The organism is Nocardia sp. CDC153, assembly GCF_035818515.1.
In the GTDB taxonomy this organism is placed as follows: domain Bacteria; phylum Actinomycetota; class Actinomycetes; order Mycobacteriales; family Mycobacteriaceae; genus Nocardia.
Genome location: NZ_JAYKYU010000002.1, coordinates 366,007 through 391,340, shown reverse-complemented (window position 1 = coordinate 391,340; position 25,334 = coordinate 366,007). Strand labels below are relative to the sequence as shown.

Genomic DNA, 25,334 nt, shown 5'->3' with positions numbered 1-25,334 from the left:
CGATGCAGATTCTCGATCCCGCCTCGAGCCTGTCCAGGCTGCTGCGCCTGGTCGGGCTCATTGCCGTGGTGTCGTCCTCGGCGAGCGCGGAGCTCTGGCATCGGCCGTGGGTGGGGGCCCTGGTGGTGCTGTCGTGGCTGGGCTGGGCGGGGTGGCTCGCCTCGCCGCTGCAGTCGGCGCTGGAGCGAATCTCGCTGAGTGCCATGGCGATCGGCGGGGGATTGACCGTCACGCAGACGGCCGGATCCGCGATCAGCGCGCTGGCGGCCGTTTTCATCGCCATCAGCCTGGTGACCGAACCGCTGTGGTTCGGGCCGTTGCTGGCGTTGGGCACCACTGTGCTCATGGGTGTCTCGATACTGCTGGGCGGCACCGGTCGCGCACTCCTCGGGCTGATGGTCGGCGCGGTCGTGATCGGCCTGGCGGGCTGGAGTCGACGGCAGGGGCGGGCGGTCGCCGAACGCAATCGGCTACTGGTGGAACAGAATCGGATCATCCGCGCCGAACGCGACCGCGCCGCGGCCCTGGCCGAACGCGGCCGCATCGCCCGGGATATTCACGATGTGCTGGCCCACACGCTCGGTGGGCTGGTCCTCCAACTCGATGCCGCCGACGCGCTGCTCGAGGCGGGGGAGGTGGACCGGGCCGCCGAACGGGTCAAGGCCTCGCACGAGCTGGCGGTGTCCGGGCTGGCCGATGCTCGCCGGGTGGTGGGCGCGCTGCGTTCGGAACGCTTCGACACCGCCGCCGAGCTGCGTCGCGTCATCGATGAACATCGCAGTGCCGGTGGGGTATTGGCGGAGCGCGTGGATATCGCCGTCAATCCGGCCAATGAACAGGTGGCGGTGGCGCTCACCCGCTCGGTGCAGGAGGCGCTGACCAATGCCCGCAAACACGCTCCCGGGCAACCGGTTACGCTCAGCCTCCGCGACAGTGCCGGTCAGGTGGAGGCGCTGATCTCCAATCCCGTTGCGGTGCACCGACTATCGCTCGGTGGGACGGGGTCCGGTGCGGGTCTGCTCGGTATGCGCGAACGGATCGAAGCGGCGGGTGGCACCCTGGCCGCGAGGAAGGAGGGTGATCGGTGGACGGTGCGAATCCTGCTGCCGCAGAAGTGATCACCGTGGTGGTGGCCGACGACCAGACGACCGTGCGCGACGGCCTCACCACGGTGCTGTCGCTGCTGCCCGACATGCGGGTGGTGGGGGAGGCCCGCGGCGGCGCGGAGGCCGTCGATCTGGTCCGCCGCGTGAAACCCCGGGTGGTACTGATGGATCTGCGCATGCCCGGAATCGACGGTGTGGCCGCCACGGCCGCGATCACGGCCCAGCATCCCGAGACCGCCGTCCTGGTGCTCACCACCTACGCCGATGACGCCTCCATCGCCGGTGCCCTGCGCGCGGGTGCCCGCGGCTATCTCACCAAGGACGCGGGTCGCGCCGAGATCGCCGCCGCCATCCGCTCGGTGGCCAGTGGCCACACCACCCTGGCCGCCGAGGTGGGCCGTCGCCTGCTCTCCGGACTCGACGCGCCGCAGGAACCCGCCGTCGATCTGACCGACCGTGAGCGGGACGTTCTTCGGCTGATGGCCCAGGGACACAACAACTCCGAGATCGCCAAGACGCTGTTCATCGGCGTGAGCACGGTGAAGACGCACATCAATTCGCTGTTCGGCAAGCTCGGGGTGCGCGATCGCGGCCAGGCCATCGCCTACGCGCACCGCACCGGACTGGCTCGCTGAGGTAGGGCACGAACGTTGGGCCGAGCGTGGGCAGGACCGGGTCACTCCTATCTGAATCTGTAGATATTGCAATCTAAATATGAGTTGCAAGCCTGCCTGCGCTGCCGCGAAACCCAGCGCAGGGTCCCGCTGGCAGAAAAACGCTAGGACGGGGAGGGCTGGGTGAAGCGGGCTTCGAAGGCGGCGCGGTTCGCTGACATGGGGGAGCGGTCCCAGATCGCGAAGACCACGCGGTCGAAGGCCGCGCCGTGCTTGGTCAGGGCGAGGTCGAAGGCCGCGGCGACTTCGGCGGGATCGTTGCGGAAGACACCGCATCCCCACGCGCCGAGGACCAGTTCGCGGACGCCGTGCCCGGCGGCCACGGCCAGCACTCGGTCGGCGCGTTCGTCGAGGACTTCGCGCACGGGGACCGGGCGGCACGAACGGTCGGCCAGCGCACCGGCATTCGGCGCGGGCGAGGTCAGGAACGATACGGTGATCGGTTCGGGGCTCAGTTCGCCGCGGTCGTCTCGGATCACCGGGACGTCGGGGGAGTAGATGACCCGGTGGCTGTAGCGCAGGTCGTCCGAGGCGCGGTGTGCCGCATAGTAATCGGGGGCCTCGAGCAGGCAGCGGTACAGCAGCGCGCTGCGGCAGAGGTCCTCCTCCTGGGCGCGCGCACCGCGCAGGTACCCGCCGCCGGGATTGCGGGCGGACGCGAAATTCAGCACGGCGATGGCTTTTCCGCCTTCGGTGTGCAGTCGGCGCGCGGCCTCGACGCTGCCTTCGGCGGTGATTTCGAGTGCCCCGGTGAAGGGTCCGCGCGCGCCGCCGCTGATTTCGGTGTCGGGGGCGTAGGACACGGTTCCGGTGCGTGCGGCGTCGAGCGCGGCGCTGATGTCGACGGGCGTGCCGTCGGCGGCTCGGTACCGGCCGGTGTCGGCGATGTGTTCGTTCTCTTGGGCGATTTGCCTTGGGCTACTGCTCATTTCACAGACCATACGGGTCGAGAGTCGCGACGGCACCTTATTTTAGTAGTTCCGACTAATTCGGGTTCGGGGTGTTCGTAAGGCCTTTCGTGTCGCCCCCGCCGCCTAGGATGTGGCCATGACCGGCTCCCAGCGCTTGCGGATCGTGCCCTCGCAGTTCGCTCTCGACCATCTGCCGAATTCGACGTTCCCGGAGGATGACGAGTGGATCGCCCTGGTGCGCGCGCCGGAGGGTTTGACCGTGGTTCGCGAAGCGCCCGGGTGGGCCGAGGGCGAGATCTGGAAGGGCTTCTACGGTGTCGATGCGGGTGGCCTGAATACGCCCGGCACGCTGGCCGCGTTGATCGGCCCGCTGGCGGAGTCGTCGATTCCGGTGTTCGTGGCATCGACATTTCACGCCGATCTGGTGTTGGTTCCGGCGCATCGGCTGGAGGAGGCGTCGGCGGCGCTGCGGGACGCTGGACACCGCATCGCGGAGTGATACTGTCTACGTACGTAGAACGTATGAGGGGCGCGTCCCGGTAAGGAGACGTCACAGGTGAGTGCGCGGGGCTTCGGGGATTTGGAAGCGGTCGTCATCGAACGCATCTGGGATCGCTCCGAGAAGACGACCGTTCGTGAGTTGTTCGACGAGCTGGCGCGCGAACGCGATATCGCGTACACGACGGTCATGTCCACGATGGACAATCTGCATCGCAAGGGCTGGCTCGAGCGTGAGCGCGTCGGCAAGGCGTACCGGTATTGGCCGACGCTGAGCCGCGAGGAGTACAGCGCGCGGCTGATGCGCGAGGCACTCGGCAGCGGTGGCCGTTCGGATTTGGTGCTGGCGCACTTCGTCGAGCAGATGAGCTCCGAGGAGTCCGAGGGTTTGCGCGCGGCGCTGCGCAAGCTCGCGCGGTCCAAGTCGCGCTGAGCCACCGGCGCGGGATCGCCGCTATACCGCGCAGACTCGAATGCCGATGCCCGCGGTGATGATGGCGGCCACCGGAATCGACACCGCCAGCAGGGCGACGGCGGTCGCCATGGCCCGGGCGTACCAGCGTGGGGGATTCCCCGGTGCCGAGAGTCGGCGCACGCGCGCCAGCAGCGCGGCCTGCGCGGTGGCGGGCGGGCTCGGCAGCGCGGACAGTGTCAGCAGGGCCTGTAAGACGGTGTCGTGTCCGTGTTTTCGGGCCGCGGCGTCGTCGGCGAGCATTTCCAACAGTCGTGCTACCTCGGACGCGCCGACGGTGAACAGGTCGAGGCGAGGCAGCACGCTGGCCAATCCGCGGGTGAGGGTGAGCAGCAGGTGGTGGCGGCCGTCGAGGTGGGCGCGTTCGTGGGCGAGGACGGCGTCGAGGTGGTGGTCCTCGAGGGCGGTGAGGACGCCGCGGCTGAGGACGATCGTATGGGGTTTGCCCGCAACGCAATAGGCGGCCGGTTGGTCGACGTCGAGGACGACGGCGTCGAGTTCGGGGTGGTGGCGTCCGGCGAGGCGGGCCATGCGCGCGTGTTCGAGGGTGTGGCGGCGCGCGCGCAGCAGGGTGGTGGCGAGCCGGTAGGCGACGAGAATGCCCGCGAGCGTGGCGAATCCGGACAGTACGAGCAGTCCGGTCTGGACGGGGTGGCCGTAGTCGCCGACGGCGGCGTCGTGTAGGTGGAGCAGGCAGCCGTCCATGAAGCGGACCGGGAACAGGGAAATCTGGTGGGTGGCGATGTCGACGATCAGGATGGCCAGGGTGACCGTCCAGGCCAGGATGGTGGAGGCCATGGCCGCGAGCCAGGCGGCGATGGCGATGCGCGGTGCCGTGCCCTCGATGCCGAGTCTGCGCAGGAGTCGCGGTGCCAGGACGGCGACGGCGAAGCCGTAGAGCAGCAGGCAGAGGGCGACGCTCATGGCCGCACCCGCGATCGCGCTCGCATTGCAGATCCTCCCTTGGATTGGTGCTCGAGTGTAGAGACCAAAACTGAGGGCAGGCTTACTGAATTCGGGGGTGTGGTGGACGGCACGATTCGCTTGCGTTCGGCCCGGATGGTGCGGTATTACGTATCTACGTAGTTGATACGTAGATAAGCCGGGTGCCGTCCCCTCAACGGCACCGGGACGCCGACCGGACCGGCGTCGAGGGCAGGTGGGGGCCGGGTGTCACCCGCGAGCGACCCCGACCCCCACCTGTCGTCACAACGGTCAGCGAGCCGGGGGCGCGGCGAGGAGCTTGCGGGCGGCCGATTCGATGGCCGCCTCGTCGAGCAGCACCGTCGAGGCCGCGGGTCCCAGCGGCACGAAGCTGTCGGCGCTGGTGACGCGGGCGAGCGGACCGTCGAATCCGGCATCGAGCAACGCGGTGCACACGGCCTCGGAAACGCCTCCGCTGCGGCGGGTTTCGTCGGCGATGAGCACCCGCCCGGTGGCGCGGGCATTGTCGAGCAGATCCTCCATCGGCAGTGGTGCGAGCCAGCGCAGATCCAGCACCCGCGCGTGGATGCCGTCGGCGGCCAAGCGCCGCGCCACCCGCAGGCTCATGGGCACGCCATTGGCGAAGCTGACAATGGTCAGGTGCGAGCCGGTGCCGTGGACGCGGGCGCGGCCGATATCGGCATGGCGCACACCGGAAATCGGGGCCAGCCAGGCCCCGTCCCCGGCCCGATACAGGTCGCGGGTGTGATAGAGCGCGATCGGCTCGAGGAAGACGCAGACTCGCCCGTCCACCCGGGCGGCCGACACACAGGTGCGCAGCATGGCGGCGGCGTCGTCGGCGCGCGAGGGTGTCGCGATCACCAGGCCCGGGATGTCCCGCAGCGCGGCAATGGAATTGTCATTGTGGAAGTGCCCGCCGAAGCCCTTCTGATAGGCGAGCCCGGCAATGCGCACCACCACCGGATTGCGGTAGCGGCCCCCGGAGAAGAACGACAGCGTCGCCGCCTCCCCGCGCAGTTGATCCTCGGCATTGTGCACATAGGCCAGGTATTGGATCTCCGGAATCGGCACGAACCCGGCCAGCGCCGCCCCGAGCGCGGTGCCCAGCACGCTCTGCTCGTCGAGGAGCGTGTCGAAAACCCGTCGCACACCGAAGCTCTGCTGCAACCCCTTGGTGACGCCGTACACCCCGCCCTTGCGGCCGACGTCCTCACCGAACACCAGGATGTCCCGATCGCGGGTGAGCAGTTGCGCCAGTGTCTGATTGAGTGCCTGTGCCAGCGTCAGCGCGTCACCGGTGGAGGCGGGTGAATCGGTCCCACCGTTCGCCGCGTCGGTGCCCGGCGCGGGATCGGTGGCTCTGCTCGCGCCGTTTCTGTCCCCCTCGGGCATGGCGCGCAGGGCGTCGGTGCGGACCACGGTGGGTCGGGCGGGTGCCAGGGTGGCGACCACGGCGGCGGCGGAGGTGAGTTTCGGTTCGTTCCAGGCGCTTTCGGCCGCCGCGGCGACCTGTTCGGCGATGGCGTCGTATCGGGCGGCGACCTCGGCGGGGGTGGCCACGCCCGCGGTGATGAGCAGGCGGGCGGTGGCGGTGACCGGGTCGCGGCGCAGGTCGGCGGCGATGTCGGCGGGGCGGCGGTAGGCGGATTCGACATCGGAGCCGGCGTGGCCGAGCAGTCGCACGGTGCGCAGTCGCAGGAACGCGGGTTTGCGGTGGGCGCGAACGTGATCGGCGGCCGCGCGGGCGGCGGTCAGGGCGGCGGGCAGGTCCGTGCCGTCGGCGTCGAACCAGGCCAGGCCGGGTCGGGAGCCGTAGGCCTGTTCGATCCAGGTGCGCGGGGTGGGGACGCTGATGCCGAGCCCGTTGTCCTCGCACACGAACAGGATCGGCATGGGCACGTTCTGATGCGCGGTGTGGATGGCGGTATTGATGGCCCCGGCCGCGGTCGAATGATTGGCCGAGGCGTCACCGAAGCTGCACACCACCACCGAGTCCGCGGGCCAGGGGGAGGCCAGCCGGAGGTTCGCGGCGCGTTCGATGGCGAAGGCCAGTCCGACCGCGCGCGGCAGATGCGAGGCGATGGTGGAGGTCTGGGGGATGACATTGGCGGGTTGGGAGCCGAAAACCTTGTGTCGCCCACCGGATATCGGGTCCGCGGCGGCCGCGGCGACGCCGAGCATGACATCGCGAATGGGATCCAGGCCGGGCACCTGCCGGGCCCGGTACACGAAGAACGCCCCCGACCGATAGTGCAGCAGCGCCGGATCGGTGACCCGCAGCGCCGCCGCGACCGCCACATTGCTCTCGTGTCCGGAGGATCCGATGCTGTAGTAGCCGTGGCCTTCCCGGGTCAGGCGGCGTGCGGCCAGGTCCAGGTGCCGGGAGGCGGCCTGAGCGTCGAACAGTTCCAGGCAGTGCTGTCCGGTGAGGCCGGAGGCCGCGTCGATCGGTTCGTGCGGAGGGCGTGCGGGTCCGGGTGTCGCCGCGGCGAGTTCCGCGCGAAACCACTGGTCCAGGTCGGCTTCCCGGTCGTTGATGACGCCCTCCCATATGTCGCGTTTGTCGCGTACACCGGGCTCAGCGTAGATCTGAAAGGGCGCTTCTCGCGGCAACTTCCGATCGCTCGGCCAGTCCAACCGGGCGGTCTCATTCGGCGTGCAGTTTCAGCCCGGTGTTGTTGCCGACATTGCGCAGGGTGAGATCGTCGGAATCGATGCTGGCTGTGGCCTTTCCGTCCAGGGCCTGCAGCACCGCCTGTTCGACCTCCATGACCTGCGGGTCGCACATCATTCGGGTGGTGGCGATGGCGAAGGTGACGGTGTCGCCGTCGGTCTTGGCGGTGCCGGTCATGGTGTTGCAGCCCGCGCTGCCGGAGACCGTGCCGTCGGGGTTGATGGTCAGGGCGGGGCGGACCTCGTCGAGGGTGGCCGAGCGGACCTCGGCGTCGGTGCGCAGCAGCGCGGTGACGATCCAGGTGGTGCCGATGAGCGGTTTGTCCGGGTGCAGGGCCTTGCGGTCGCGCAGGGTCACCGTGGAGCCGTTGCCCTTCAGGGTGAGGGTGTCGCCGACCAGGGTCCAGGTGGGTTGCGAGCGCAGCAGCCCGTCCTGCCAGCCGTCGGCGCCCGCGACCTCGCCCGGACAGGCCATCAGGGTGGTGGCCAGTCCGCCGACCTGCAGCGTATTGCCTTGCAGGTCAACGGGTCCGGTGGCGGTATTGCAGCCGGAGACGGCGGTGACTCGGCCGTCGGTGAAGGTCAGGGTGAGCGGGCCGCCGCCGGGAATGGGCGTCCCCGACACCGCCGTCGAGACGAACGAGTGGCCCATGAGCGCGGCGGGTGGGGTACCGGCCTGTTCGCCGCTCGAGGAACATCCCGCGGCGGCGACGGCGGAGAGCGCGAGCAGAACCCACAGACGAGTTGCTGGCATAGGCCCGATCGTACGGCGACTAGACGGGCATCCCGAGCGCCGACGCGAGGGTCTGGCCGATCGCGTTGACGAACGCGCCGATCGCGCCCGGATCGAGAATGCCGGAGTAGACGTCGCGGTTGTGGCAGCCGCCGGGTGCGGGAATCCCGTTGAGGCGGTCGTTGAGCCACAGGGCCGCGCTGGCGGTGTTGGAGACCGCGGCGATGCCGTGCTCACTGAACAGGTCCCGGGTGTACTGGACGCGCGCGTTCGGGTCCTGGCAGTAGATGTCGTAGGTGTTGTCGATCGCGTTGAGCGGCATCACCTCGTCGAAGGTGCCCTCGTAGATGTAGAGGGGCGAGGTCGGGGTGCCGCGGTGGCCCAGGCTGATGTCGTCGAGCACCGATTGCAGCTCCGGGGCCTGCATGGGATCACCCGGATAGTCGAACAGGCCCTTGAGGTTCACGAACGGGATGGCCGCGAACTGCATGGCCACGCACTGGTTTTCGTGGATCAGCCGCAGTCCCTTGCCCAGCGGGTTCATGTGCTCGTCGATGAACTGGTTCAGCTGTGGGTATTCGTGGGCCACGCCGAACAGGCCGCCCAGTACCGCGCCGCCGAAGGTCGAGGTGGCGTTGTTGTAGTTGAGCGAGGCGCGGATATCGGCCAGCAGCCCACCGACCGCCGAACCGACCAGGTTGAGCTCGGGTGCGTAGGTCGGCTGCAACTCGGCGGCATGCGCGGTCGGAATCGCGCCACCGGAGTATCCCCACATCGTCACGCGAGTGTCGGTGCCCGGCAGTCCCGCCGGATCGAAGGCCTCCGCGGCGCGAATCCCATCGAGGGTGATGCGCCCACCCAGCGGTCCGGCCGCATACGCCGCGTTGGGTCCCTCGTGATCGGGGATCACCACCGCGTGCCCGAGCTGCAGCATGGCCTGCACCTCGACGAATTCGGCTTCCATCACCGGATTCAAGGGATTGGGCAGCGATCCCATCTGCAAGGTGTAGGAGGGCGCGCAGTTGACCGACAGAGAGTCCTCGGCCATCTGGAACGACACCAGCCCGCGCTGTCCGCTCGGCGCGGGGCGATGCGGCACCACCAGCGTGGCCACCGCCGCGATCGGCTCGCCGCGGGTGTTGGTGCTGCGGTAGGACAGCTGCCAGGCATTGGCATTGAGCGGCAGCAGCCACACATTGGCGAGATTCACCTGCCGCGCGGCCAGGATCTCCCCGGGCTGGGCCGCGGCCACCCGGGCCGGATCGGGTTGGTAGAAGCCGGGATCCAGATACGGCGGTGCCGGTGGCACCGGAAAGGGCAGGGCCGGTTGCACCGGCACCGGGTCGGCCGCCGCTGTCCCGGTCAGCCCCGGGCAGACCGCGACGGTCAGCCCCGCCGCCACCGCCGCGCACGCCTGGGCGATCGCCCTGGTCCCCGCTGTCATGTCGAACTCCTCGCTGCCGCTGCGGCGGCCGAGCGCCCGCCCTCACAAGTTAGAGAGCGAATGTTTTCTAAGTTGCGTCTCAGACAATAGGATGGCCGGATGGAATGTGTCAACGGTCACGTCGGGCCGGATGTTTGCTGCCTGCTCGGCAGCGGGCAGGATGGTCGGTCGTGAGCGAAGTTTCGCGCCCGCGGCGCACACAGCAGGAGCGCCGGGCGGCCACCGTGGCCAAACTCGTCGACGCCACCATCGCCGCCATCGGGGAGGTCGGCTACCAGCGCACCACCGTGCAGGAGATCTGCGGGCGCGCCGGACTCTCGGCCGGGGCCATGTTCCGCCAGTTCGACACCCGCCTGGACCTGATCGTGCGCACCGCCGAAGAGGTCTTCGCCCGGCAACTGGTCGGCTACACCGTCACCATGGAACATCTTGGGGCGCAGGACAATCCGCTCGATGTGGCCTTGCGGTTCCTGCGGCAGGCGCAGCAGTCCAATCTCACCCACGCGCTGCGCGAGATCTTCCTGGCCGCCCGCTCGGACACCGAACTACGCGAACGCATCGCGCCCATCGCCGACAACTATTACCGCCAGATCGTGGCCACCCTCGAACGCAGCGGACTGCTCGCCGACTTCCCCGAACCCGTGCGCGAACCGCTGTTCTTCCTGCTGTTGCACGTGTTCTCCGGCGAGGCCGTGGTGCGCGGGGTGTATCAGCGACCCGATCTCGACGCCTCGGTGCTGCGGCTCGTGGAGGACATGCTGGCTGTTTACTCCGCCCGCGCCAGCACCCCCGAACCCGAGAATTGACCTTGCCGTTACGTCAACTCTTAGCGTCGATCCCATGAGCGAGAACACGACACCGGCCATCGACCGGACCATCTACCCGATGCCCATGTTCGCCAACTTCGCGGTGGCCGACATCGCCGCGGCGACCGCCTTCTACGAAGCCGTCGGATTCATCGCGCTGGCAACGATTCCCGGGCCCGACGGCACGCCGGTCGTGGTGCACCTGCGCCGGATGAAGTACCAGGACCTGCTGCTGGTCCCGGGGCAGGCGCGCATCGGCACCACCACGGTCAGCTTCTCCGCCGGTGGTGAGGACCTCGCCGAGCGCGCGAAGTCGCTGCGCGAGCGTGAGTTCCCGGGGGCGCGCATCGAAGGCCCCGCCGACACCGCCTGGTACACCAGCGATGTCACCATTGATGATCCCGACGGCAATCGCGTCATCCTCACCGCGCCCCGCATGGCCGAGATCGATCGGGCCAAGCAGTGGGCCAAGACCTTCGAGGGCGACTGGGTCGGCAAGAACTGAGCAGATTCGGGAGGGCTTCGTGGAGTGGACGATCCAGCAGTTGGCCGACAGCGCCGGCGTCACCAGCCGCACGCTGCGCCACTACGACGACATCGGTCTGCTCCCGCCCGTCCGGGTCGGCCACAACGGCTACCGCTTCTACGACGCCGACTCCGTCGCGCGGCTGCAGCGCATCCTGCTGCTGCGCGAGCTCGGCCTGTCGCTGCCCGTCATCGCCGAAGTCCTCGACCGCGAACGCGACGAGGACAAGGCGCTGGGCGCGCACCTGCGCCTGCTCGAGGCCGAACGCGCCCGCCTCGACGCCCGCATCCGCGCCCTGCGCCACACCCTCGACGCCCGCGCCGCCGCCGACGGCTCGCTGCAGATGCTGCTCGAGGGCTTCAACGACCCCTACCGCGACGAGGTCATCGCCCGCTGGGGCGAGCGCGCCTACACCGAGAGCAACGCCTGGTGGCACGGCAAAACCCTGGCCCAGCAACGAGACTGGAAACGCGACACCGACGACCTCATCGCCGCCTGGATCGCAGCCTGGAAAGACGGCCAAACCCCCACCTCCCCCCACGCCCAAACCCTCGCCGCCCGCCACGTCGACTGGCTACGCGCGGTCCCCGGCACCCCCTTGTTCGACGGCGACCGCGACCGCTCGATCGCCATGCTCACCTGCATAGCCGACACATACGTCACCGACGAAAACTTCACCGCCACCTACGGCGGCCCCCTCCCCGCCACCTTCGTCCGCGACACCCTCCTCGAATACACCCGCCGCAGCATGTGAGGGCGTCGGTGTCGCGGCCCGGCATGGGCTGATTCGGGTACTTCGGTACCAACCGCTTAGACTGTCGGCCATGCGGATGTTCCTGGATATCCTCCTCGTTATCACCAGCGTGCTGCTGGTGCTGCTGGTGCTGCTGCACCGCGCCAAGGGCGGAGGTCTGTCCAGCCTCTTCGGTGGTGGCGTGCAGTCGAGCCTGTCGGGGTCGACCGTTGTCGAGAAGAATCTCGACCGCATCACCATTTTCCTCGGTTTGATCTGGCTGATCTCGATTCTCGGGATCGGCCTCGAGATCAAGTTCTCCTAGCTTCCCGGTTCAGTAGAAATCGCCCGGGCACCGGTAAGGTGCCCGGGCGATTCGTCGTGTGCGCCGGGGGCGGGTCAGGCCGGATGCTGGTGTACCGGAACCAGACTCGCCAAGGCGGCGGTCAGGGCGCGGCGGGCGTCGGCGCGGCTGATGGGGGTGTCGTCGTCGAGGGCGGCCAGTTCGATGGTGAGGAAGTCGCGGATCAGATCCGACATGCTCACCCCGCGATGGTCGGCCTCGGCGCGGATGCGCTGGTCCATGGCGTAGGGGAGCCGGACCGTGCGCAGCACCGTGACCGGGGTGTCGGGGCCGGGCAGCTCGGGGGTGGGGGCGTCCTCGTCGAAGGTCAGGCTGTCGAGGAAGTCGCGGGCCTCCTCGGCCGTGTGCGGGTAGCCGTGGTCGGGGTAGTCACTCATGGTCCGCCTCCCATTGTTCGAACTGGGCGAGGAGCTGGCCGGTCACCGGTGTGACGCCGACGACCTGCTGGTCCCACTGCGACAGTGGCCGTAGCACCACCGCCAGCGGCTGTCCGGCGCTGGACCGGCCGATGATCATCAGGGCGGGCAGCCCGCCCGTTCCGCGCACCGGTCGCGGCCAGCGTCGGCCGGGACCGGTCAGGACCCGCAGGATCTCCTCGGGTGCGATACCGAGTCGTGCCGCGACGTCCAGGGCCCACTCGGGAATCTCATATCCCACGGCCGCATAATACGATCGTAAAACAGCTGGTCGCCACCTGTCGACCAGGGCTGGTCCGGAATGCGGGCGATCGGGGGAAATGTGTGGATTCGGTGAAGGTGCGCGCGACCGGCGTGACGGCCCGGCAACCGGTCTGCATCATGAACGGATGGACCCGGTGAAGACGGTCGCGCCGAGCCTGGCGGGGGTGCTGGACCGTAACTTGTTCTGGATGGGCTGGAACACCGTATTGGCTTGGGTGCCGGTGGCTTTGGCGCTGCTGGTGTTCCGCGGTGGCGGGGAAGACAAACGGCGGCTGCCGATTTCGCCGCTGTGGTGGGGCGGGGTCGCGTTGCTGCTGCTGTTCCTGCCCAACGCACCCTATGTGGTGACCGATCTCGTGCATCTGCGCTACGACATTCGCGCCGCGGGCAACGGGCCGGTGGTGACGACGATCCTGCCGGTGTACGCCGGGTTCATCGCCTCCGGATTCGTGGCCTACTACCTGGTATTGGCCGAACTCGGGCGGTTTCTGGCGGCGCGCGGCCTGGGCGCGTGGCGGACCCCGGCGACGCTCGCGGTCCACCTGCTGTGCGCGATCGGGGTTTTCCTGGGCCGCTGGGTGCGGTTGAACAGCTGGGAGCCGGTCGTGCAACCGCGCGGCACCTTCGATCGGATGATGTTGGCGCTGAGCTGGAACTGGGCTCCGGTACTGATCAGCGCCGTATTCGTGGCCACCGCGTTGGGGCACTTCGTGACCCGCGCGGTCATCGAGACCGGCATCGAGAGCCTGCGTCGAGGCGCTCGGCTGCTGCGAACCCGAAAGTTCGCCTAGCCGAGCGCCTCTCGCGAGATCAGGCCAGGCCCAGGCGCTCCTGCGCCAGCACCCGAATCGCCTTCTTGTCCGGCTTGCCGAGCCCGGTCAACGGCAGTTCCTCGATCACGATCACATGCTTGGGCACCTGCACCGAGCCCTTGCGCTGCTTGACCGCGGCCTGGATCTCGGCGGTCACCGTCTCGATCGCGGCCGGGTCGGCGGCGGTGGCCGCCTCGAGCACCAGCACCGCGGTCACGGCCTCACCCCAGTGCGGGTCCGGGACACCGACCACGGCGACGGTGAGCACCTTCGGGTGTTCGGAGACAACGTCTTCCACCTCGCGCGGGAACACATTGAAGCCGCCGGTGACGACCATGTCCTTGGACCGCCCGACGATGAACAGGAATCCGTCCTCGTCCTGGCGGGCCAGATCGCCGGTGCGCAGCCACCCGTTCTTGAACGTCTCCGCGGTCACCTCGGGCAGATTCAGGTACCCGGCCGCCAGCAGCGGTCCGGAGACACAGATTTCGCCGACCTCGCCCTGGGGCACCTCGTTGTCCTCGGCGTCGAGCAGCGCGACCCGCACCGCCACCGAGGGCCGCCCGCACGAGGTCAGCCGCGCCTTGTCGTGCTCGTCCTTGGCCAGGTAGCTGATCGCCATCGGCGCCTCGGACTGACCGAAGTACTGGGCGAAGATCGGACCGAACCGATCGATGGCCTCCTGCAACCGATTCGGGTCGATCGCCGAGGCCCCGTAGTAGACGGTCTCGAGCGAGGACAGGTCGCGGGTGTGGGAATCGGGGTGATCCAGCAACGCGTACAGCATCGACGGCACCAGCATGGTCGCCGAGATCTTGTGTTCCTCGATGGCGCGCAACACTTCTCCGGCGTCGAAGCGCGGCAGCACCACGCATTGCCCGCCCAGCAGCACCGTCGGCAGGAAGAACGCCGCGCCCGCGTGCGAGAGCGGCGTGCAGATCAGGAATTTCGGATGCCGCGGCCACTCCCACTCCGACAGCTGGATCTGGGTCATGGTGTTCATGGTCAGCGCCGTGCCGACCACGCCCTTGGGCTTGCCCGTGGTGCCGCCGGTGTAGCTGATCGAGATGACATCGCTGGGCAGCAGCTCGACCGCCTTGACCTCGCGCGGCTCGAACTTCTCGGCGGTGGCCAGCAGGTCGACGCCCACATCGGCGAGCAGTTCGGGCACCGGACCCAGCACCAGCACCTTGGTCAGCGTCGGCACCATGTCCACCAGTTCGCGGGCGCGCTGTACGAACGCGGGCACCGGATCCAGGATGAGCGTCGAAATCCCGGCGTCGGCAAGCACATACGCGTGATCGTCGAGCCCGCCGATCGGGTGCAGGGCGGTGCGGCGCGAGCCCACGATCTGGCCGGCGCCGATGGTGAACAGCACCTCGGGCCGGTTGAGGGCCAGCACGCCGACAGGGGTGCCGGTGGTGACGCCGTGTTCGGCGAAGGCGTCGATGTAGCGGCTCATGCCGTCGAGCACCTCACCGCCGGTGAGGATGTGATCGCCCAGGGTGAGCACGGGACGGTTCTTGTGCCGCTTGAGGCCCGCCACCAGAGCGTGCCCATTGTGCACGGGCAGCCGCAGCATGGTGTCGGCATCGAATGTGGTCATGGTTTCCTCCTCCATCCTCGAAGTCACAGGGTGTTGGCGCCGTAGAGGGTGACGACGACCGCGCCGCCCAGCCCGAGGTTGTGCGCGAGCGCGGTGCGCGCGTCGGCGACCTGGCGTTCGCCCGCCAGACCGCGCAGCTGCCAGGACAATTCGGTGCACTGGGCCAGGCCCGTCGCACCGAGCGGATGACCCTTGGAGATGAGCCCGCCCGACGGGTTGACCACCCAGGAGCCGCCGTAGGTGGTCGCACCGGACTCCACCAGGGCACCGGATTCGCCTTCACCGCACAGGCCCAGCGCCTCGTAGGTGATGAGCTCGTTGATGGAGAAGCAGTCGTGCAACTCGATCACATCCACATCGTGCACGCCGATTCCCGCGCGGGAGAACACTTTCGACGCCGCCGCCCGGGTCATGGGCGCGCCCACCACGTCGATCATGGAACCGGTGGAGAAGGCGCTGCCGTCGTCGGTGGCCAGCTCCTGGGCCAGGATCTCGATGGCCTGCGCCTCGAGACCGTGGGCCCTGACGAACTCCTCGCTCACCACGACCGCCGCGGCCGCGCCATCGGACATGGGCGAGCACTGCGAGCGCGTCAGCGGACCGTGCACCGGCTTGTCCGCCAGGACCTGCTCGAGGGTGTAGGCATCCTGGAACTGCGCCAAGGGGTTTCGGGTGGAGTGCTGGTGGTTCTTGACCGCGACCGCCGCCAGCTGCTCGGGCGTGGTGCCGTAACGGCGCATGTGCTCGAGCGCGGCATTGCCGAAGAACTGGGTGGTGATCGGCGCGGCCGAGAACTCGAAATGCTCGCGGTTGACCTTCAGGTGCGCGTCGACGGTGGTGACCTTCGGCTTGGTCGCCGGACCCGCCATGGCCTCCTTGGTCATCTGCTCGAAACCGACCGCCAGTGCGACGTCGGTGATCCCGGCCGCCACCCATTCGCGGGCGAACATGAGCGCGGTGGACCCGGTGGCGCAGTTGTTGTTCACGTTCACGATCGGAATGCCGGTCAATCCGATGTCGTAGAGGGCACGCTGCCCGGCCGCGGAAGGCTGGAAGACGTAGCCGACCGCGGCGCGCTGGACCTGGTCGTAGGTGACGCCCGCGTCCTTCAACGCACCGTTGACGGCCTCGGCGACCATCTCCGGGTAGGTCCACTCGCGGGAACCGATCTTGACGAACGGCGTCATGTTCACGCCGACGACGAAAACGCGTCGCATAGGGTTGTCCACTCCTGTTCTTCGGGAACGTATGTCGATGCTCAGTCGGCGCGCGGGACGCGCCCGTCGAGGTCGGTGAAGCCGTACGCCTCGGCCAGATCGGCGACCTTCCAGGCTTTTCCGGTGCGCGCCAGGCGATTCGGGTCCGCGGCCAAGGCCACCACCGCGCGGCCGGGGAAGCGCGGGGTCTCGGCCCGATCCAGATCGAAGGTGCCCTCACCGGGCAGAGTGACCAGGCGGCGGCCGTCCTTGTCGGGCGGAACCATTTGCAGCAGTTCGGTGTTCACGATGCCAGGCCAGATCGACACCGCGGTCGCGCCGGTGCCCTCGAGGTCGTGAGCCATGTCGGCGGTGAGTCGATCCACCGCCGCCTTGCCGACACCGTAGACGGCGTTGTGCATCTGGCGGATCGCGCCGGGGGAGGAGACGCTCACGATCAACCCCTGCGATTCGATGATCAGCGGTGCGGCGAAAACGCTTGCCACGTAATGGGATCGGACCCCGATGTCGAAGCCCGCGTCCCACGCCTTGGGCGGCACCTCCCAGAACTTGCGCCCGATCCAGCGTGCCGAGCCCGGGGCGTCGTAGACATTGTTGACCAGCACGTCCAGGCGGCCCTGCTCGTCGCGGATCTGTGCGAAGAGTTTCTCCACCGCGGCGTCGTCGCGGTGATCGCACACCACCGCGATGCCGGTGCCGCCGAGCTCGTCGATCTCGGCGGCGGTGGCGGCCACCGTGCCCGGCAGGTGTCCGGCCGTGACGGTGCGGCCGGTGACGTACACGGTCGCCCCGGCCGCGCCCAGCTCCAGGGCGATGCCCTTGCCGATGCCTCGGCTGGCCCCGGTCACCACCGCGACCTTTCCGGCGAGAATCTTGGGTATTTCGCTCACGACCTCTGGACACTACCTTGAAATAGGAACGTGTTCTAGAAATTGGAGGCGGAGTGGAACTGACGCATCGGACGATCGACACCGGGGAGGTCCGCATGCACGTCGCGGACATTGGTCAGGGCCACCCGGTCGTGTTCTGTCACGGGTTCCCGCACACCTGGTTCATGTGGCATCGCCAACTCGACGCCCTGGCCGCCGCCGGATACCGTGCCATCGCCCCCGACCTGCGCGGATACGGCCGCACCGACATTCCCGCCGACCCCGCGGCCTACACCAACGCCGCCGTCATCGGCGATCTGCTGGCCCTGCTCGACGACATCGACGCCGAGCGGGCCGTCTTCGTCGGCCTGGACTTCGGCGCGCAACTGGTGTGGGAGCTGAGCCTGCGCCACCCCGACCGCGTCACCGCGGCCATGGTCCTGAACAACCCGTTCGCCCCCCGCCCCCCGAAAGCCCCCTCGGCCTTCTGGACCCGTGCGGCCGAACGCCACTTCCTGCACCTGTCCTACTTCCAGGAGCCCGGCGTCGCCGACGCCGAACTGGCCGCCGACCCCCGCGGCTTCCTGGCCCGCGTCTACTACTCCCTCTCCGCCGACTACCACTACCTCGACACCTGGAAGAACCCACCCGGCATCGGCTACCTCGACGCCCTCCCGCAGGCCCCCGCCCTCCCGTGGCCCTGGCTCTCCCAGCCCGAATTCGACACCCTCGCAGCCGATTTCGAACGCACCGGCTTCACCGGCGGCCTGAACTGGTACCGCAACCTGGACCACAACTGGGAGCTCACCGCCGCCTACGCCGACGCCAAGATCGAAGTTCCTACCTTCTTCCTCTACGGCGAAAACGATCCGGACATGGAAGGTTTCAGCGGCCGCGACCCCCTGGCCACCCTCCGGGCGAATGTCACCGACCTGCGCGAGGTGGTGGAGGTCCCGCACGCCGGCCACCTCGTCCAGCTCGAGCAAACCGACGCCGTCAACACCTTCCTGCTGTCGAGCCTGAAATCCCTGGACCTGTAACCGAATTCGATCCAGGCAATGTGCGGTGAAAACCGCCACGGAACCGTCGGGGCGGGCCCGATCAGTCGTCGGGACTCAGTTGCTTGCGGGTTCGATCGACACGTCGTTCGACCCCGTCGAGGTGTTTCTGCGCCCGCTGCAGGTCCTCACGAGCCGAACGCTCGGCGGCGGCGGTGAACCGGCGGCGGTGTTCGGCCTCGGTCAACTCGGCACGCAGGGCTTGGATGCGGTCGTCGAGGTCGGCGAGTTCCGCGGCCGCCCGATCGTGGTCGGATCGGGCCGAAACCACAGCGGCGCGCGCGGATTCGACCTCGGCGAGCATCTCCTCGAGTTCGCGCCGCACCGCGGCCTGCGGATCGGAGACCGGTTCGTCGGCCGTCGTGGGATCGGCGCGCCGACGAGTCCGCACGCCCGATTCCGCGGCGGGCTCCGTGGTGGAATCGGCTGTCGTCGAACGCGTTCCGACGCTGGCGCGCCTCTCACCGGGCACCGCGGTCAGTGCGGCGGGCCCGAATCCCTCGTAGGTGGCCGCGGCGGTGAGCGTCCCGGCACGCAGCTGCTCGGCAACCTGCGGATCCGCCAGCGCCGCCTGCAAGCTCGCGCCGATCTCGCGCACGACGGCGTCGCTCAGGCGCTGTCCCCGCGCCGCGGCCAACTCCACGGCCTTGCCGACGGCGGCATTGACCACCTTCTGCCGCTGCGCACCGAGGGAACGCAACTGTTCACCCGAGAGCCGCCGCTGCGCATCCCGCAGCGCCTCACCCACCCCCAACAGCGCGTCCACATCCGCGCTGGCCTCTCGGGCCAGCAGATTCAACACCCACGCCGCGACCGTCGGCCGCCGCAGCGTGCCGATGGCTTCGGCCAAGGCCTTGTCCCCGCCCTCGCGCGCCCGCCGCACCCACTCGGTCCGAGCGGCCACGAACTCCCCGGGCGCGAGCCCATACAGTTCCGCCACAACCTGCTCGAGCGTCATGCCGCCCAACCCTACGGGCAGCCCCGCCACGAACCCTTCTGTTCGTTCGTCCAGTTTGTGTAGGGTCGGGCAGAAGTCGGGTGCACAGTTCGATGAGGAGGCCCGGTTTCATGACTACGCGAGTTCACGCCTTCGGCGACGACGCCCTCGGCGAGCACGACGGGGTGGAGATTGCCGCGCTGATTCGGCGGGGCGAGCTCAGCGCCGCCGAGGTCGCCAAGGCTGCGCGCGAACGCGCCGCGCGGGTGAATCCGGCGTTGAATGCGATTGTGTGCGAACCGGAGTCACCGATCGTGTCCGCCGATCGCGAGGCCCTGCTGTTCGGGGTGCCGACCTATGTCAAGGACAACACCGATCTGGCGGGACTGCCCACCCAGCACGGCAGCGCGGCGTTTCGGGCACACCCGGCCAAGGCCCACGGACCCTACGCGAAACAGTTTCTGGCGAGCGGGATGACCGTGCTCGGCAAGACCACCCTGCCCGAATTCGGGTTGAACGCGACCACGGAATTCGTTGGGGCACCGCCCACTCGCAATCCGTGGGATACCGAATTCTCCTCCGGTGCCTCCTCGGGTGGTTCGGCCGCACTGGTGGCGGCGGGCGTGGTGCCCATCGCGCACGGCAATGACGGCGGCGGCTCGATCCGCATCCCCGCCGCGTGCTGCGGGCTGATCGGCTTGAAACCGACCCGGGGACGACACCTCGACGGTCCGCAGGCGAAATCGATGCCGATCAACCTGGTTTCCGAGGGTGTGCTCACTCGCACCGTGCGCGACACCGCCACGTATTTCGCCGCGGCCGAACGGTTCTGGCGCAACCCGGCGCTACCGCCGGTCGGCCTCGTGGAGGGCCCGGCTCGACGCAAACTACGCATCGGGGTGCTGTCCGAACCGATCACCGGCGCACCCCTGGACCCGCAGATCCGCACCGTCCTCGACGACACCGTCAAACTCCTGGAAGGTTTCGGCCACGAGGTCCGCCCCATCGACTACCCGATCGGCCCCGGTTTCGCCGACGACTTCGCCACCTACTGGTCGATGCTGGCCTACCTGTTGGGCCGCACCGGAAAACTTTCCCTGGACCGGTCTTTCGACCCCGCCCACCTCGACCCCTTCACCCAAGGCCTGGCCGACCGATTCCGCGGCTCGATGCTGCGCTCCCCGGCGGTGCTCTACCGCCTCGCCCGCACCCGCCACGCGTACGCGGCCGCCTTCCGCGACGTCGAACTCGTGCTCTCCCCGGTGCTGGCGTCGCCGACCCCGCGGCTGGGCTACCTGAGCCCCGACCAGCCCTTCGACGAGGTCTTCGACCGCCTGCTCGCCTACGTCACCTACACCCCGCTGGCCAATGTCACCGGCGCCCCGGCCCTTTCGTTCCCCCTGGGCGTCTCGGCGCAGGGTCTGCCGATCGGCATGCTGTTCTCCGCGGCCCACGGCGACGAACGCACCCTGCTCGAACTGGCCTACACCCTGGAGGCGGCGCGTCCCCCGCGCCGCATCCAGGATGCGCCCGCCGGCTAGGAGATGTTCTTCAAGAACGACACCGCGTTGGCGTCACCGGCCACCGCGACATCGGGTTTGCCGTCCTTGTTGAAGTCGGCCACCACCGGCGTCTGCGGCTGTGTGGTGACGTCGAATTCGCCGGTCTTGGTGAGGGTTCCGTCGCCGTTGCCGGTGAAGATGACGATCTTCGAATTCAGCACCGCCGACATGGCGGCGTCCATCTTGCCGTCGTGATTGAAGTCGCCGACCGCGATGCTGTCGGGACCCAGGCCCGAGAGGTTGATGCGGTTGGTCTTCTTGAACCCGCCCTGCCCGTCGGAGATGAGCACGGTGGTGCTGAAGGAGAACGAGTCGGCGGTGACGATGTCGTCGATGCCGTCGCCGTCGAAGTCCGCGGCGCGCACGTCCTCGGTGATCAGGCCACTGGTGCTCGCGCCCTTGCGGGTGAAGCTGCCGTCGCCGTTGCCGAAGAACACCTCGACCTGCTGGGTCACGTCATTGTTGACGGCCATGTCGATCTTGCCGCCGGCGTGGAACTTGCCGGTGGTGAAGGCGGCGGGGGTGCCCGCGATGGTCGTGACCGGGCCCGCGCTCAGCGTGCCGTCGCCCTTGCCGATCCAGGTCTGCACCCCGGTCGGCAGCAGGCTCAGCACATCGGCCTTGCCGTCGCCGTTCACGTCGGCGACCGTCAACTCCTGTTGCGCGCCTTCGACGGTGGTGTAGGTCTGGCCCACCTTGAAGGTGCCGTCGCCGTTGTTGAGGAACACCACGATCTGGGTCCAGGACTGGGCGACCAGATCGGGTTTGCCGTCGCCATTGAGGTCGCCGACCGCCAGCGCGCCGAACCCGTTGCCGACCGAGCCGATACGGGTGCCGGTCGCGAAGGTGCCATCGCCCTTGCCCTTCATGAGCACCGGTCCAGCGCCCTGGAAGTCGGCGACCGCGATATCCAGGTTCCCGTCACCGTCGAAGTCCGCGGCGACCATGCCGCTGGGTGCGGGACCGGGACCCCAGGACGGGAACGAGCCACCGGAGGGCGAATTGACCGCCGGCGCGAAATTGATGGCTCCGGCCGCCCACGCCGCACTGGGCAGGGCGAGCACGGCGGCCGAGGCGAGCGCGGAGGTGAGGAACAGACGACGAAAAACGCGTGCGTGCATAGGTATTCCTGAGTCGGGGTGACACCACGAAACGGTGGTGGCCACGGACTCTAGGACACCGTGTCACAGGAAAAGTTGACCTTCAACGCAATTCGGTCGATTGCCGTAACGGTGCCGGGCCCGGTAGTGCACAGTGTCGAACCGGTCGGTCCGGCGCAGGGGTTAAGGTGCGGGGGTGCCCGAGAAGATTCTGCGCAATACGTTCACCGTCACGGCCCCCGCACCGGCGGTGTACGAGCATCTGATCCGGCCCGAGAGCTACATCGGTCTGTCGCCGCTGGTCGTCGCCGTGCACGACGTGCAGGCCGATTCGTATGTGGCCGTCGAGCGATTCCGGTTCCTGACCCTCGAGTACGACAACCACATTCGGGTGTCGCTGCTGGGCACGCCCGGCAAGGCCGTGTGGGGCGAGGTGAACAGCCCCGGCGGCGTGCGCATGGCCTACCGCTTCGACCTCACCGACACCCCCGACGGCACCCGCGTCGACGACGAACTGCACCTGCGCACCCCGTTCGGGCTGCTGGGCTTCGCCTCCGGCCAGGCCCGCAAGGTCCAGCTGGCCCGCGCCACGATCCTGGCCGAACGCCTCGACGCATGATCGATTCATGATCGGCCGCGCGTACGGTCGGGAGCATGCGGAAAATTTCGCTTGGAATCATCCTTCTGATCCTTGTTTCAGGTTGCGGCAGAACCGATAACGCCCAGAACCTTCCGCCCACCCCTTCCCACGCACCGATCAAACCGGTGGTCCCCACCCTCACCGATATCCCCGGGGGCCCCGAGGCGGAGAATCTGTTCATCGCCACCCTGCAGCGGGCCGGAATCCGATTCTCCGACCGCGACAAGACGATCGGCATGGGGCGAACGGTGTGCGCGTCACTGCAGACCAATGCGGTCCTGGGCGTGGCGGCGAATACACAATCGCTGGACCACATTTCCGATCGCCTCACCAAGGGCACGGAGTTCAGCGCCGATCAGGCCGGTGTCATCATCGGGGCGTCCATCGGCGCTTTCTGCCCGGAGTTCTCCTATTTGGGGAATTGAAGACCGAATTCACGGCGGGTCAGACCGAGACCGGGCGAACGGCTTCGGGGGTCAGGTCCTTCAGCGTCGGATACCCGTCGACCGCCATGATGAGGTCGGCCTCGGCGAGCAAGGTGCGTAGCACGTGCACGATGCCGTCCGCCCCGCCCAACGCCAGGCCGTAGGCGTAGGGGCGGCCGATGCCGACCGCGGTCGCACCCAGGGCGAGGGCCTTGATGATGTCCGCGCCCGAACGCACCCCCGAGTCGAACAGCACCGGCAGGCCGTCGGCGGCCGCGACCACCTCGGGCAGCATGTCCAGGGCCGGGAGTCCGCCATTGGCTTGCCGCCCACCGTGATTGGAGCAGTAGATGCCGTCCACGCCCAGATCCTTGGCCCGGCGCGCGTCCTCGGGATGGCAGATGCCCTTCACGATCAGCGGCAGCGTCGTCAGCGACCGCAACCACGGCAGATCATCCCACGTGAGCGGATTGCCGAACACCTGAATCCATTTCAGGATCGCCGACTGCGGATCCTGTTCGGGCGACTGGGCCAGCCCCGCCCGGAACACCGGATCGGTGAAGTAGTTGGCCAGGCAATGCCCACGCAGCTGCGGGAAGTTACCGGTCGACAGGTCACGCGGCCGCCACCCGGTCACCCACGTATCGAGGGTGACCACGATGCCCTTGAATCCGGCCTGTTCGGCGCGCTGCACCAGACTGGCCGCCAGGTCGCGATCGGTCGGGGTGTAGAGCTGGAAAAACCCTGGCGTATCCCCGAATTCGGCCGCCACCTGCTCCATCGGATCGACGGTCAGCGTGGACGCCACCATCGGCACCCCGGTCCGCGCCGCCGCCTTCGCAGTCGCCAGATCCCCGTGCCCGTCCTGCGCGCACAACCCGATCACACCCACCGGTGCCATGAAAACCGGTGCGGGCCAGGTCATCCCGAACAACTCCACCGACAGATCCCGCTGCTTGGCCCCCACGAACATCCGCGGAATCACCCCCCACCGATCGAACGCGGCCACATTGGCATCCTGGGTCCGCTCATCACCCGCACCCCCGGCCACGTAAGACCACACCGACGGCGGCATGGCCGCCCGCGCCCGCTCGGCCAACTCCGCGAAGCTCACCGGATAGCTCGGCACCACCCCGCGCAACCCGTTGAAGTAGATCTCGTTCTGAAAATCACCGAATGCCACGATGCGCTCTCCAGTTTCGTGCTCGACCGAAGTGTCACCCCGATTGTGCGAGACTGGGCACCATGAGGCGGTGAATCGCAGGATTCGTGCAGGAGGTGTCGCAACATGCAGGATGACGTCAAGCTGCTGAGTGAGGACGACCTCGCGCTGATTCACGCCCTGCAGTTGCGGCCGCGCGCCTCCTGGACCGAGCTGGGCCGGGTGCTCGGCGTGGACCCGGTGACGGTCGCGCGCCGCTGGCAGCGGCTCAGCGAGCGCGGCGAGGCCTGGATCGGCATCTCGCCGGGCCCGGCCCTGTTCGACCAGGTGTGCGCCGCCTATGTCGATATCGATTGCGCCGCAGGCAGAACCGACGATGTCGTGGCCGCGCTCGCCGCCCACCCGCACATGCTGACCCTGGAACGCGCGGGCGGCAGCAACCGCATCTTCGCCACCGTCGCCACCGGTGACTTCGCGCAGATGTCGCGCTACACCCTCGATGTGCTCCCGGCCGTCGCGCACATCGTGGCCCTGCGCACCCAGATCGTGACGCACTGGTTCGCCGAGGGCGGCAGCTGGCGCATCGACGCCCTCGCCCCCGGCCAGCGCGAACAACTGCGCACCCCGCCGGCCGTGGCCGCCGACGACCGCGGCCGACGCATCACCGCGCTCGACCGTGCCATGCTCGGCGAGCTCTCCCGCGACGGCCGCGCCACCCACAGCGCCCTCGCCGCAACCCTCGCCACGAGCGCCTCCACCGTCAAACGCCGCCTCGACGAGCTGATTCGCCTGGGCCTGCTCAGCTTCCGCTGCGACTTCGCCCGCCCCCTCGGCGGCTGGCCGGTCGCGGTCACCTACTCGGCCACCGCACCCACCGCCGCCCTCCCCGACATCGGCTACGACCTCATCCGGCTACCCCAGACCCGCAATTGCGCCGCCGTCAGCGGCACCCACAACCTCATCCTGCAGGCCGGACTCCACTCCGTCGCCGAGGTGACCCGCTTCGAAAACCAACTCGCCACCCTGCACCCCGCCCTCACCATCACCGAACGCACCATCACCCTGCGCCACGAAAAACTCCTCGGCCGCATCCTCGACCACCACGGCCGCTCCCGCGCCGTAGTGCCTCCCGACATCTGGCGCGAAACCGACTCCGGCAGCCGGTAATTCGGGAAACACGACATCACTCGGCGCGGTGCCGCATCCTTGTGAGCATGGCCGAGGACGAGTCACGAGAGCACCGCGACAGGCTGGCCTGGGAGGCCCGGATCGCCGCCGACCGGCAGAACGCGGGCGCGGTCGCCTGGGCCGAGCGGCAGGCCGCGTACCTCGTGGCGCGGCTGGCCCGTCGTGAGGCCGAACAGGACTGAGTGCCGGGATC

General features: G+C 68.6%; 28 protein-coding genes. 15 read left to right on the top strand and 13 right to left on the bottom strand.

What is annotated here, in order from left to right; genetic code table 11:
* Positions 1-2 precede the first annotated feature (2 nt).
* Together VMT65_RS10035 and VMT65_RS10030 are read left to right on the top strand one after the other, a co-directional pair.
* Entirely contained in the window at positions 3-1,118 is a 1,116-nt protein-coding gene (locus VMT65_RS10035; RefSeq protein WP_326307797.1) for a sensor histidine kinase, read from the top strand.
* The gene (locus VMT65_RS10030) at positions 1,085-1,741 is read left to right on the top strand and encodes a response regulator transcription factor (RefSeq protein WP_326307796.1); all 657 of its coding nucleotides are present in this window, start codon (positions 1,085-1,087) and stop codon (positions 1,739-1,741) included. Before VMT65_RS10035 ends, VMT65_RS10030 begins: the two co-directional genes overlap by 34 nt.
* Positions 1,742-1,884: 143 nt before the next feature.
* Here VMT65_RS10030 and VMT65_RS10025 read toward each other — a convergent pair whose 3' ends face one another.
* Positions 1,885-2,709, bottom strand: a complete 825-nt coding sequence (locus tag VMT65_RS10025; protein WP_326307795.1) for a TIGR02452 family protein — start codon at positions 2,707-2,709, stop codon at positions 1,885-1,887.
* A 118-nt stretch (positions 2,710-2,827) separates the two neighbouring features.
* Between VMT65_RS10025 and VMT65_RS10020 the strand changes: the two genes are divergently transcribed.
* Positions 2,828-3,190, top strand: coding sequence for an ACT domain-containing protein (locus VMT65_RS10020; RefSeq protein WP_326307794.1), 363 nt, complete (start codon positions 2,828-2,830; stop codon positions 3,188-3,190).
* Positions 3,191-3,247: 57 nt separating this feature from the next.
* A complete protein-coding gene (locus tag VMT65_RS10015) occupies positions 3,248-3,622 on the top strand; it encodes a BlaI/MecI/CopY family transcriptional regulator (RefSeq protein ID WP_326307793.1) in 375 nt (124 codons plus the stop codon).
* Between the two features lie 21 nt (positions 3,623-3,643).
* Here the strand turns inward: VMT65_RS10015 and VMT65_RS10010 are convergent, their stop codons facing one another.
* From VMT65_RS10010 to VMT65_RS09995, 4 genes are all read right to left on the bottom strand, one after another.
* Positions 3,644-4,585 carry a M56 family metallopeptidase gene (locus VMT65_RS10010; RefSeq protein WP_326307792.1) on the bottom strand — a complete coding sequence of 314 codons (942 nt, stop codon included), beginning with the start codon at positions 4,583-4,585 and terminating at the stop codon, positions 3,644-3,646.
* A gap of 291 nt (positions 4,586-4,876) precedes the next feature.
* The gene (locus VMT65_RS10005) at positions 4,877-7,144 is read right to left on the bottom strand and encodes a thiamine pyrophosphate-dependent enzyme (RefSeq protein ID WP_442790239.1); all 2,268 of its coding nucleotides are present in this window, start codon (positions 7,142-7,144) and stop codon (positions 4,877-4,879) included.
* A gap of 109 nt (positions 7,145-7,253) precedes the next feature.
* Positions 7,254-8,033, bottom strand: a complete 780-nt coding sequence (locus tag VMT65_RS10000; RefSeq protein ID WP_326307791.1) for an META domain-containing protein — start codon at positions 8,031-8,033, stop codon at positions 7,254-7,256.
* A 19-nt stretch (positions 8,034-8,052) separates the two neighbouring features.
* On the bottom strand, positions 8,053-9,456 hold the full coding sequence (locus VMT65_RS09995; protein WP_326307790.1) for a lipase family protein: 1,404 nt from the start codon (positions 9,454-9,456) through the stop codon (positions 8,053-8,055).
* 170 nt (positions 9,457-9,626) lie between these two features.
* Here VMT65_RS09995 and VMT65_RS09990 point away from each other — a divergent pair, with 170 nt between their 5' ends.
* From VMT65_RS09990 to secG, 4 genes are all read left to right on the top strand, one after another.
* Complete coding sequence (locus tag VMT65_RS09990; protein WP_326307789.1) at positions 9,627-10,262, top strand: TetR/AcrR family transcriptional regulator; 636 nt, start codon at positions 9,627-9,629, stop codon at positions 10,260-10,262.
* Positions 10,263-10,296: 34 nt separating this feature from the next.
* Complete coding sequence (locus VMT65_RS09985; RefSeq protein WP_326307788.1) at positions 10,297-10,767, top strand: VOC family protein; 471 nt, start codon at positions 10,297-10,299, stop codon at positions 10,765-10,767.
* Positions 10,768-10,786: 19 nt separating this feature from the next.
* Positions 10,787-11,542, top strand: coding sequence for a MerR family transcriptional regulator (locus VMT65_RS09980; protein ID WP_326307787.1), 756 nt, complete (start codon positions 10,787-10,789; stop codon positions 11,540-11,542).
* A gap of 70 nt (positions 11,543-11,612) precedes the next feature.
* Positions 11,613-11,846: a preprotein translocase subunit SecG gene (secG, locus tag VMT65_RS09975; RefSeq protein ID WP_040858416.1), complete on the top strand. Its 234-nt coding sequence runs from the start codon at positions 11,613-11,615 to the stop codon at positions 11,844-11,846.
* A 74-nt stretch (positions 11,847-11,920) separates the two neighbouring features.
* Here secG and VMT65_RS09970 read toward each other — a convergent pair whose 3' ends face one another.
* Both VMT65_RS09970 and VMT65_RS09965 read right to left on the bottom strand, forming a co-directional pair.
* The gene (locus VMT65_RS09970) at positions 11,921-12,262 is read right to left on the bottom strand and encodes a hypothetical protein (protein WP_326307786.1); all 342 of its coding nucleotides are present in this window, start codon (positions 12,260-12,262) and stop codon (positions 11,921-11,923) included.
* On the bottom strand, positions 12,255-12,542 hold the full coding sequence (locus tag VMT65_RS09965) for a hypothetical protein (protein WP_326307785.1): 288 nt from the start codon (positions 12,540-12,542) through the stop codon (positions 12,255-12,257). Before VMT65_RS09965 ends, VMT65_RS09970 begins: the two co-directional genes overlap by 8 nt.
* Positions 12,543-12,690: 148 nt before the next feature.
* Here VMT65_RS09965 and VMT65_RS09960 point away from each other — a divergent pair, with 148 nt between their 5' ends.
* A complete protein-coding gene (locus tag VMT65_RS09960; RefSeq protein WP_326307784.1) occupies positions 12,691-13,356 on the top strand; it encodes a DUF1361 domain-containing protein in 666 nt (221 codons plus the stop codon).
* Between the two features lie 19 nt (positions 13,357-13,375).
* Here VMT65_RS09960 and fadD8 read toward each other — a convergent pair whose 3' ends face one another.
* The 3 genes from fadD8 to VMT65_RS09945 are packed head-to-tail and all read right to left on the bottom strand — an operon-like array spanning position 13,376 to position 17,090.
* Positions 13,376-14,983, bottom strand: a complete 1,608-nt coding sequence (gene fadD8, locus VMT65_RS09955) for a fatty-acid--CoA ligase FadD8 (RefSeq protein WP_326307783.1) — start codon at positions 14,981-14,983, stop codon at positions 13,376-13,378.
* Positions 14,984-15,006: 23 nt separating this feature from the next.
* Positions 15,007-16,200, bottom strand: coding sequence for a thiolase C-terminal domain-containing protein (locus VMT65_RS09950; RefSeq protein WP_326307782.1), 1,194 nt, complete (start codon positions 16,198-16,200; stop codon positions 15,007-15,009).
* A 41-nt stretch (positions 16,201-16,241) separates the two neighbouring features.
* A complete protein-coding gene (locus tag VMT65_RS09945; RefSeq protein ID WP_326307781.1) occupies positions 16,242-17,090 on the bottom strand; it encodes an SDR family NAD(P)-dependent oxidoreductase in 849 nt (282 codons plus the stop codon).
* Positions 17,091-17,185: 95 nt separating this feature from the next.
* Here VMT65_RS09945 and VMT65_RS09940 point away from each other — a divergent pair, with 95 nt between their 5' ends.
* Positions 17,186-18,109: an alpha/beta fold hydrolase gene (locus VMT65_RS09940; RefSeq protein WP_442790238.1), complete on the top strand. Its 924-nt coding sequence runs from the start codon at positions 17,186-17,188 to the stop codon at positions 18,107-18,109.
* A 61-nt stretch (positions 18,110-18,170) separates the two neighbouring features.
* On the opposite strand, the gene VMT65_RS09935 is transcribed toward VMT65_RS09940, so the two are convergent.
* Positions 18,171-19,085 carry a hypothetical protein gene (locus VMT65_RS09935; RefSeq protein ID WP_326307779.1) on the bottom strand — a complete coding sequence of 305 codons (915 nt, stop codon included), beginning with the start codon at positions 19,083-19,085 and terminating at the stop codon, positions 18,171-18,173.
* A 110-nt stretch (positions 19,086-19,195) separates the two neighbouring features.
* On the opposite strand from VMT65_RS09935, the gene VMT65_RS09930 reads away from it, so the two are divergent.
* Positions 19,196-20,605, top strand: coding sequence for an amidase (locus VMT65_RS09930; RefSeq protein ID WP_326307778.1), 1,410 nt, complete (start codon positions 19,196-19,198; stop codon positions 20,603-20,605).
* On the opposite strand, the gene VMT65_RS09925 is transcribed toward VMT65_RS09930, so the two are convergent.
* On the bottom strand, positions 20,602-21,747 hold the full coding sequence (locus VMT65_RS09925) for an FG-GAP repeat domain-containing protein (RefSeq protein ID WP_326307777.1): 1,146 nt from the start codon (positions 21,745-21,747) through the stop codon (positions 20,602-20,604). The two genes, VMT65_RS09930 and VMT65_RS09925, sit on opposite strands and share 4 nt — an antisense overlap.
* Before the next feature lie 175 nt (positions 21,748-21,922).
* Between VMT65_RS09925 and VMT65_RS09920 the strand changes: the two genes are divergently transcribed.
* Together VMT65_RS09920 and VMT65_RS09915 are read left to right on the top strand one after the other, a co-directional pair.
* The gene (locus VMT65_RS09920) at positions 21,923-22,345 is read left to right on the top strand and encodes an SRPBCC family protein (protein ID WP_326307776.1); all 423 of its coding nucleotides are present in this window, start codon (positions 21,923-21,925) and stop codon (positions 22,343-22,345) included.
* Between the two features lie 146 nt (positions 22,346-22,491).
* Entirely contained in the window at positions 22,492-22,791 is a 300-nt protein-coding gene (locus tag VMT65_RS09915) for a DUF732 domain-containing protein (RefSeq protein WP_326307775.1), read from the top strand.
* Positions 22,792-22,810: 19 nt separating this feature from the next.
* Here VMT65_RS09915 and VMT65_RS09910 read toward each other — a convergent pair whose 3' ends face one another.
* Entirely contained in the window at positions 22,811-23,974 is a 1,164-nt protein-coding gene (locus VMT65_RS09910) for a lactate 2-monooxygenase (RefSeq protein ID WP_326307774.1), read from the bottom strand.
* A 105-nt stretch (positions 23,975-24,079) separates the two neighbouring features.
* On the opposite strand from VMT65_RS09910, the gene VMT65_RS09905 reads away from it, so the two are divergent.
* Together VMT65_RS09905 and VMT65_RS09900 are read left to right on the top strand one after the other, a co-directional pair.
* Entirely contained in the window at positions 24,080-25,120 is a 1,041-nt protein-coding gene (locus VMT65_RS09905) for an Lrp/AsnC family transcriptional regulator (RefSeq protein WP_326307773.1), read from the top strand.
* Positions 25,121-25,161: 41 nt separating this feature from the next.
* Positions 25,162-25,323 carry a hypothetical protein gene (locus VMT65_RS09900; protein WP_326307772.1) on the top strand — a complete coding sequence of 54 codons (162 nt, stop codon included), beginning with the start codon at positions 25,162-25,164 and terminating at the stop codon, positions 25,321-25,323.
* Positions 25,324-25,334: the final 11 nt, after the last annotated feature.

Coding starts and splice junctions, on each gene's coding strand:
- VMT65_RS10025 (WP_326307795.1), bottom strand. CDS start 2,709: ATGAGCAGTAGCCCAAGGCAAATCGCCCAAGAGAACGAACACATCGCC.
- VMT65_RS09970 (WP_326307786.1), bottom strand. CDS start 12,262: ATGAGTGACTACCCCGACCACGGCTACCCGCACACGGCCGAGGAGGCC.
- VMT65_RS09950 (WP_326307782.1), bottom strand. CDS start 16,200: ATGCGACGCGTTTTCGTCGTCGGCGTGAACATGACGCCGTTCGTCAAG.
- VMT65_RS10035 (WP_326307797.1), top strand. CDS start 3: ATGCAGATTCTCGATCCCGCCTCGAGCCTGTCCAGGCTGCTGCGCCTG.
- fadD8 (WP_326307783.1), bottom strand. CDS start 14,983: ATGACCACATTCGATGCCGACACCATGCTGCGGCTGCCCGTGCACAAT.
- VMT65_RS10000 (WP_326307791.1), bottom strand. CDS start 8,033: ATGCCAGCAACTCGTCTGTGGGTTCTGCTCGCGCTCTCCGCCGTCGCC.
- VMT65_RS10010 (WP_326307792.1), bottom strand. CDS start 4,585: ATGAGCGTCGCCCTCTGCCTGCTGCTCTACGGCTTCGCCGTCGCCGTC.
- secG (WP_040858416.1), top strand. CDS start 11,613: ATGCGGATGTTCCTGGATATCCTCCTCGTTATCACCAGCGTGCTGCTG.
- VMT65_RS09985 (WP_326307788.1), top strand. CDS start 10,297: ATGAGCGAGAACACGACACCGGCCATCGACCGGACCATCTACCCGATG.
- VMT65_RS10020 (WP_326307794.1), top strand. CDS start 2,828: ATGACCGGCTCCCAGCGCTTGCGGATCGTGCCCTCGCAGTTCGCTCTC.
- VMT65_RS09925 (WP_326307777.1), bottom strand. CDS start 21,747: ATGCACGCACGCGTTTTTCGTCGTCTGTTCCTCACCTCCGCGCTCGCC.
- VMT65_RS09960 (WP_326307784.1), top strand. CDS start 12,691: ATGGACCCGGTGAAGACGGTCGCGCCGAGCCTGGCGGGGGTGCTGGAC.
- VMT65_RS09995 (WP_326307790.1), bottom strand. CDS start 9,456: ATGACAGCGGGGACCAGGGCGATCGCCCAGGCGTGCGCGGCGGTGGCG.
- VMT65_RS09935 (WP_326307779.1), bottom strand. CDS start 19,085: ATGACGCTCGAGCAGGTTGTGGCGGAACTGTATGGGCTCGCGCCCGGG.
- VMT65_RS09940 (WP_442790238.1), top strand. CDS start 17,186: ATGCACGTCGCGGACATTGGTCAGGGCCACCCGGTCGTGTTCTGTCAC.
- VMT65_RS09930 (WP_326307778.1), top strand. CDS start 19,196: ATGACTACGCGAGTTCACGCCTTCGGCGACGACGCCCTCGGCGAGCAC.
- VMT65_RS09905 (WP_326307773.1), top strand. CDS start 24,080: ATGCAGGATGACGTCAAGCTGCTGAGTGAGGACGACCTCGCGCTGATT.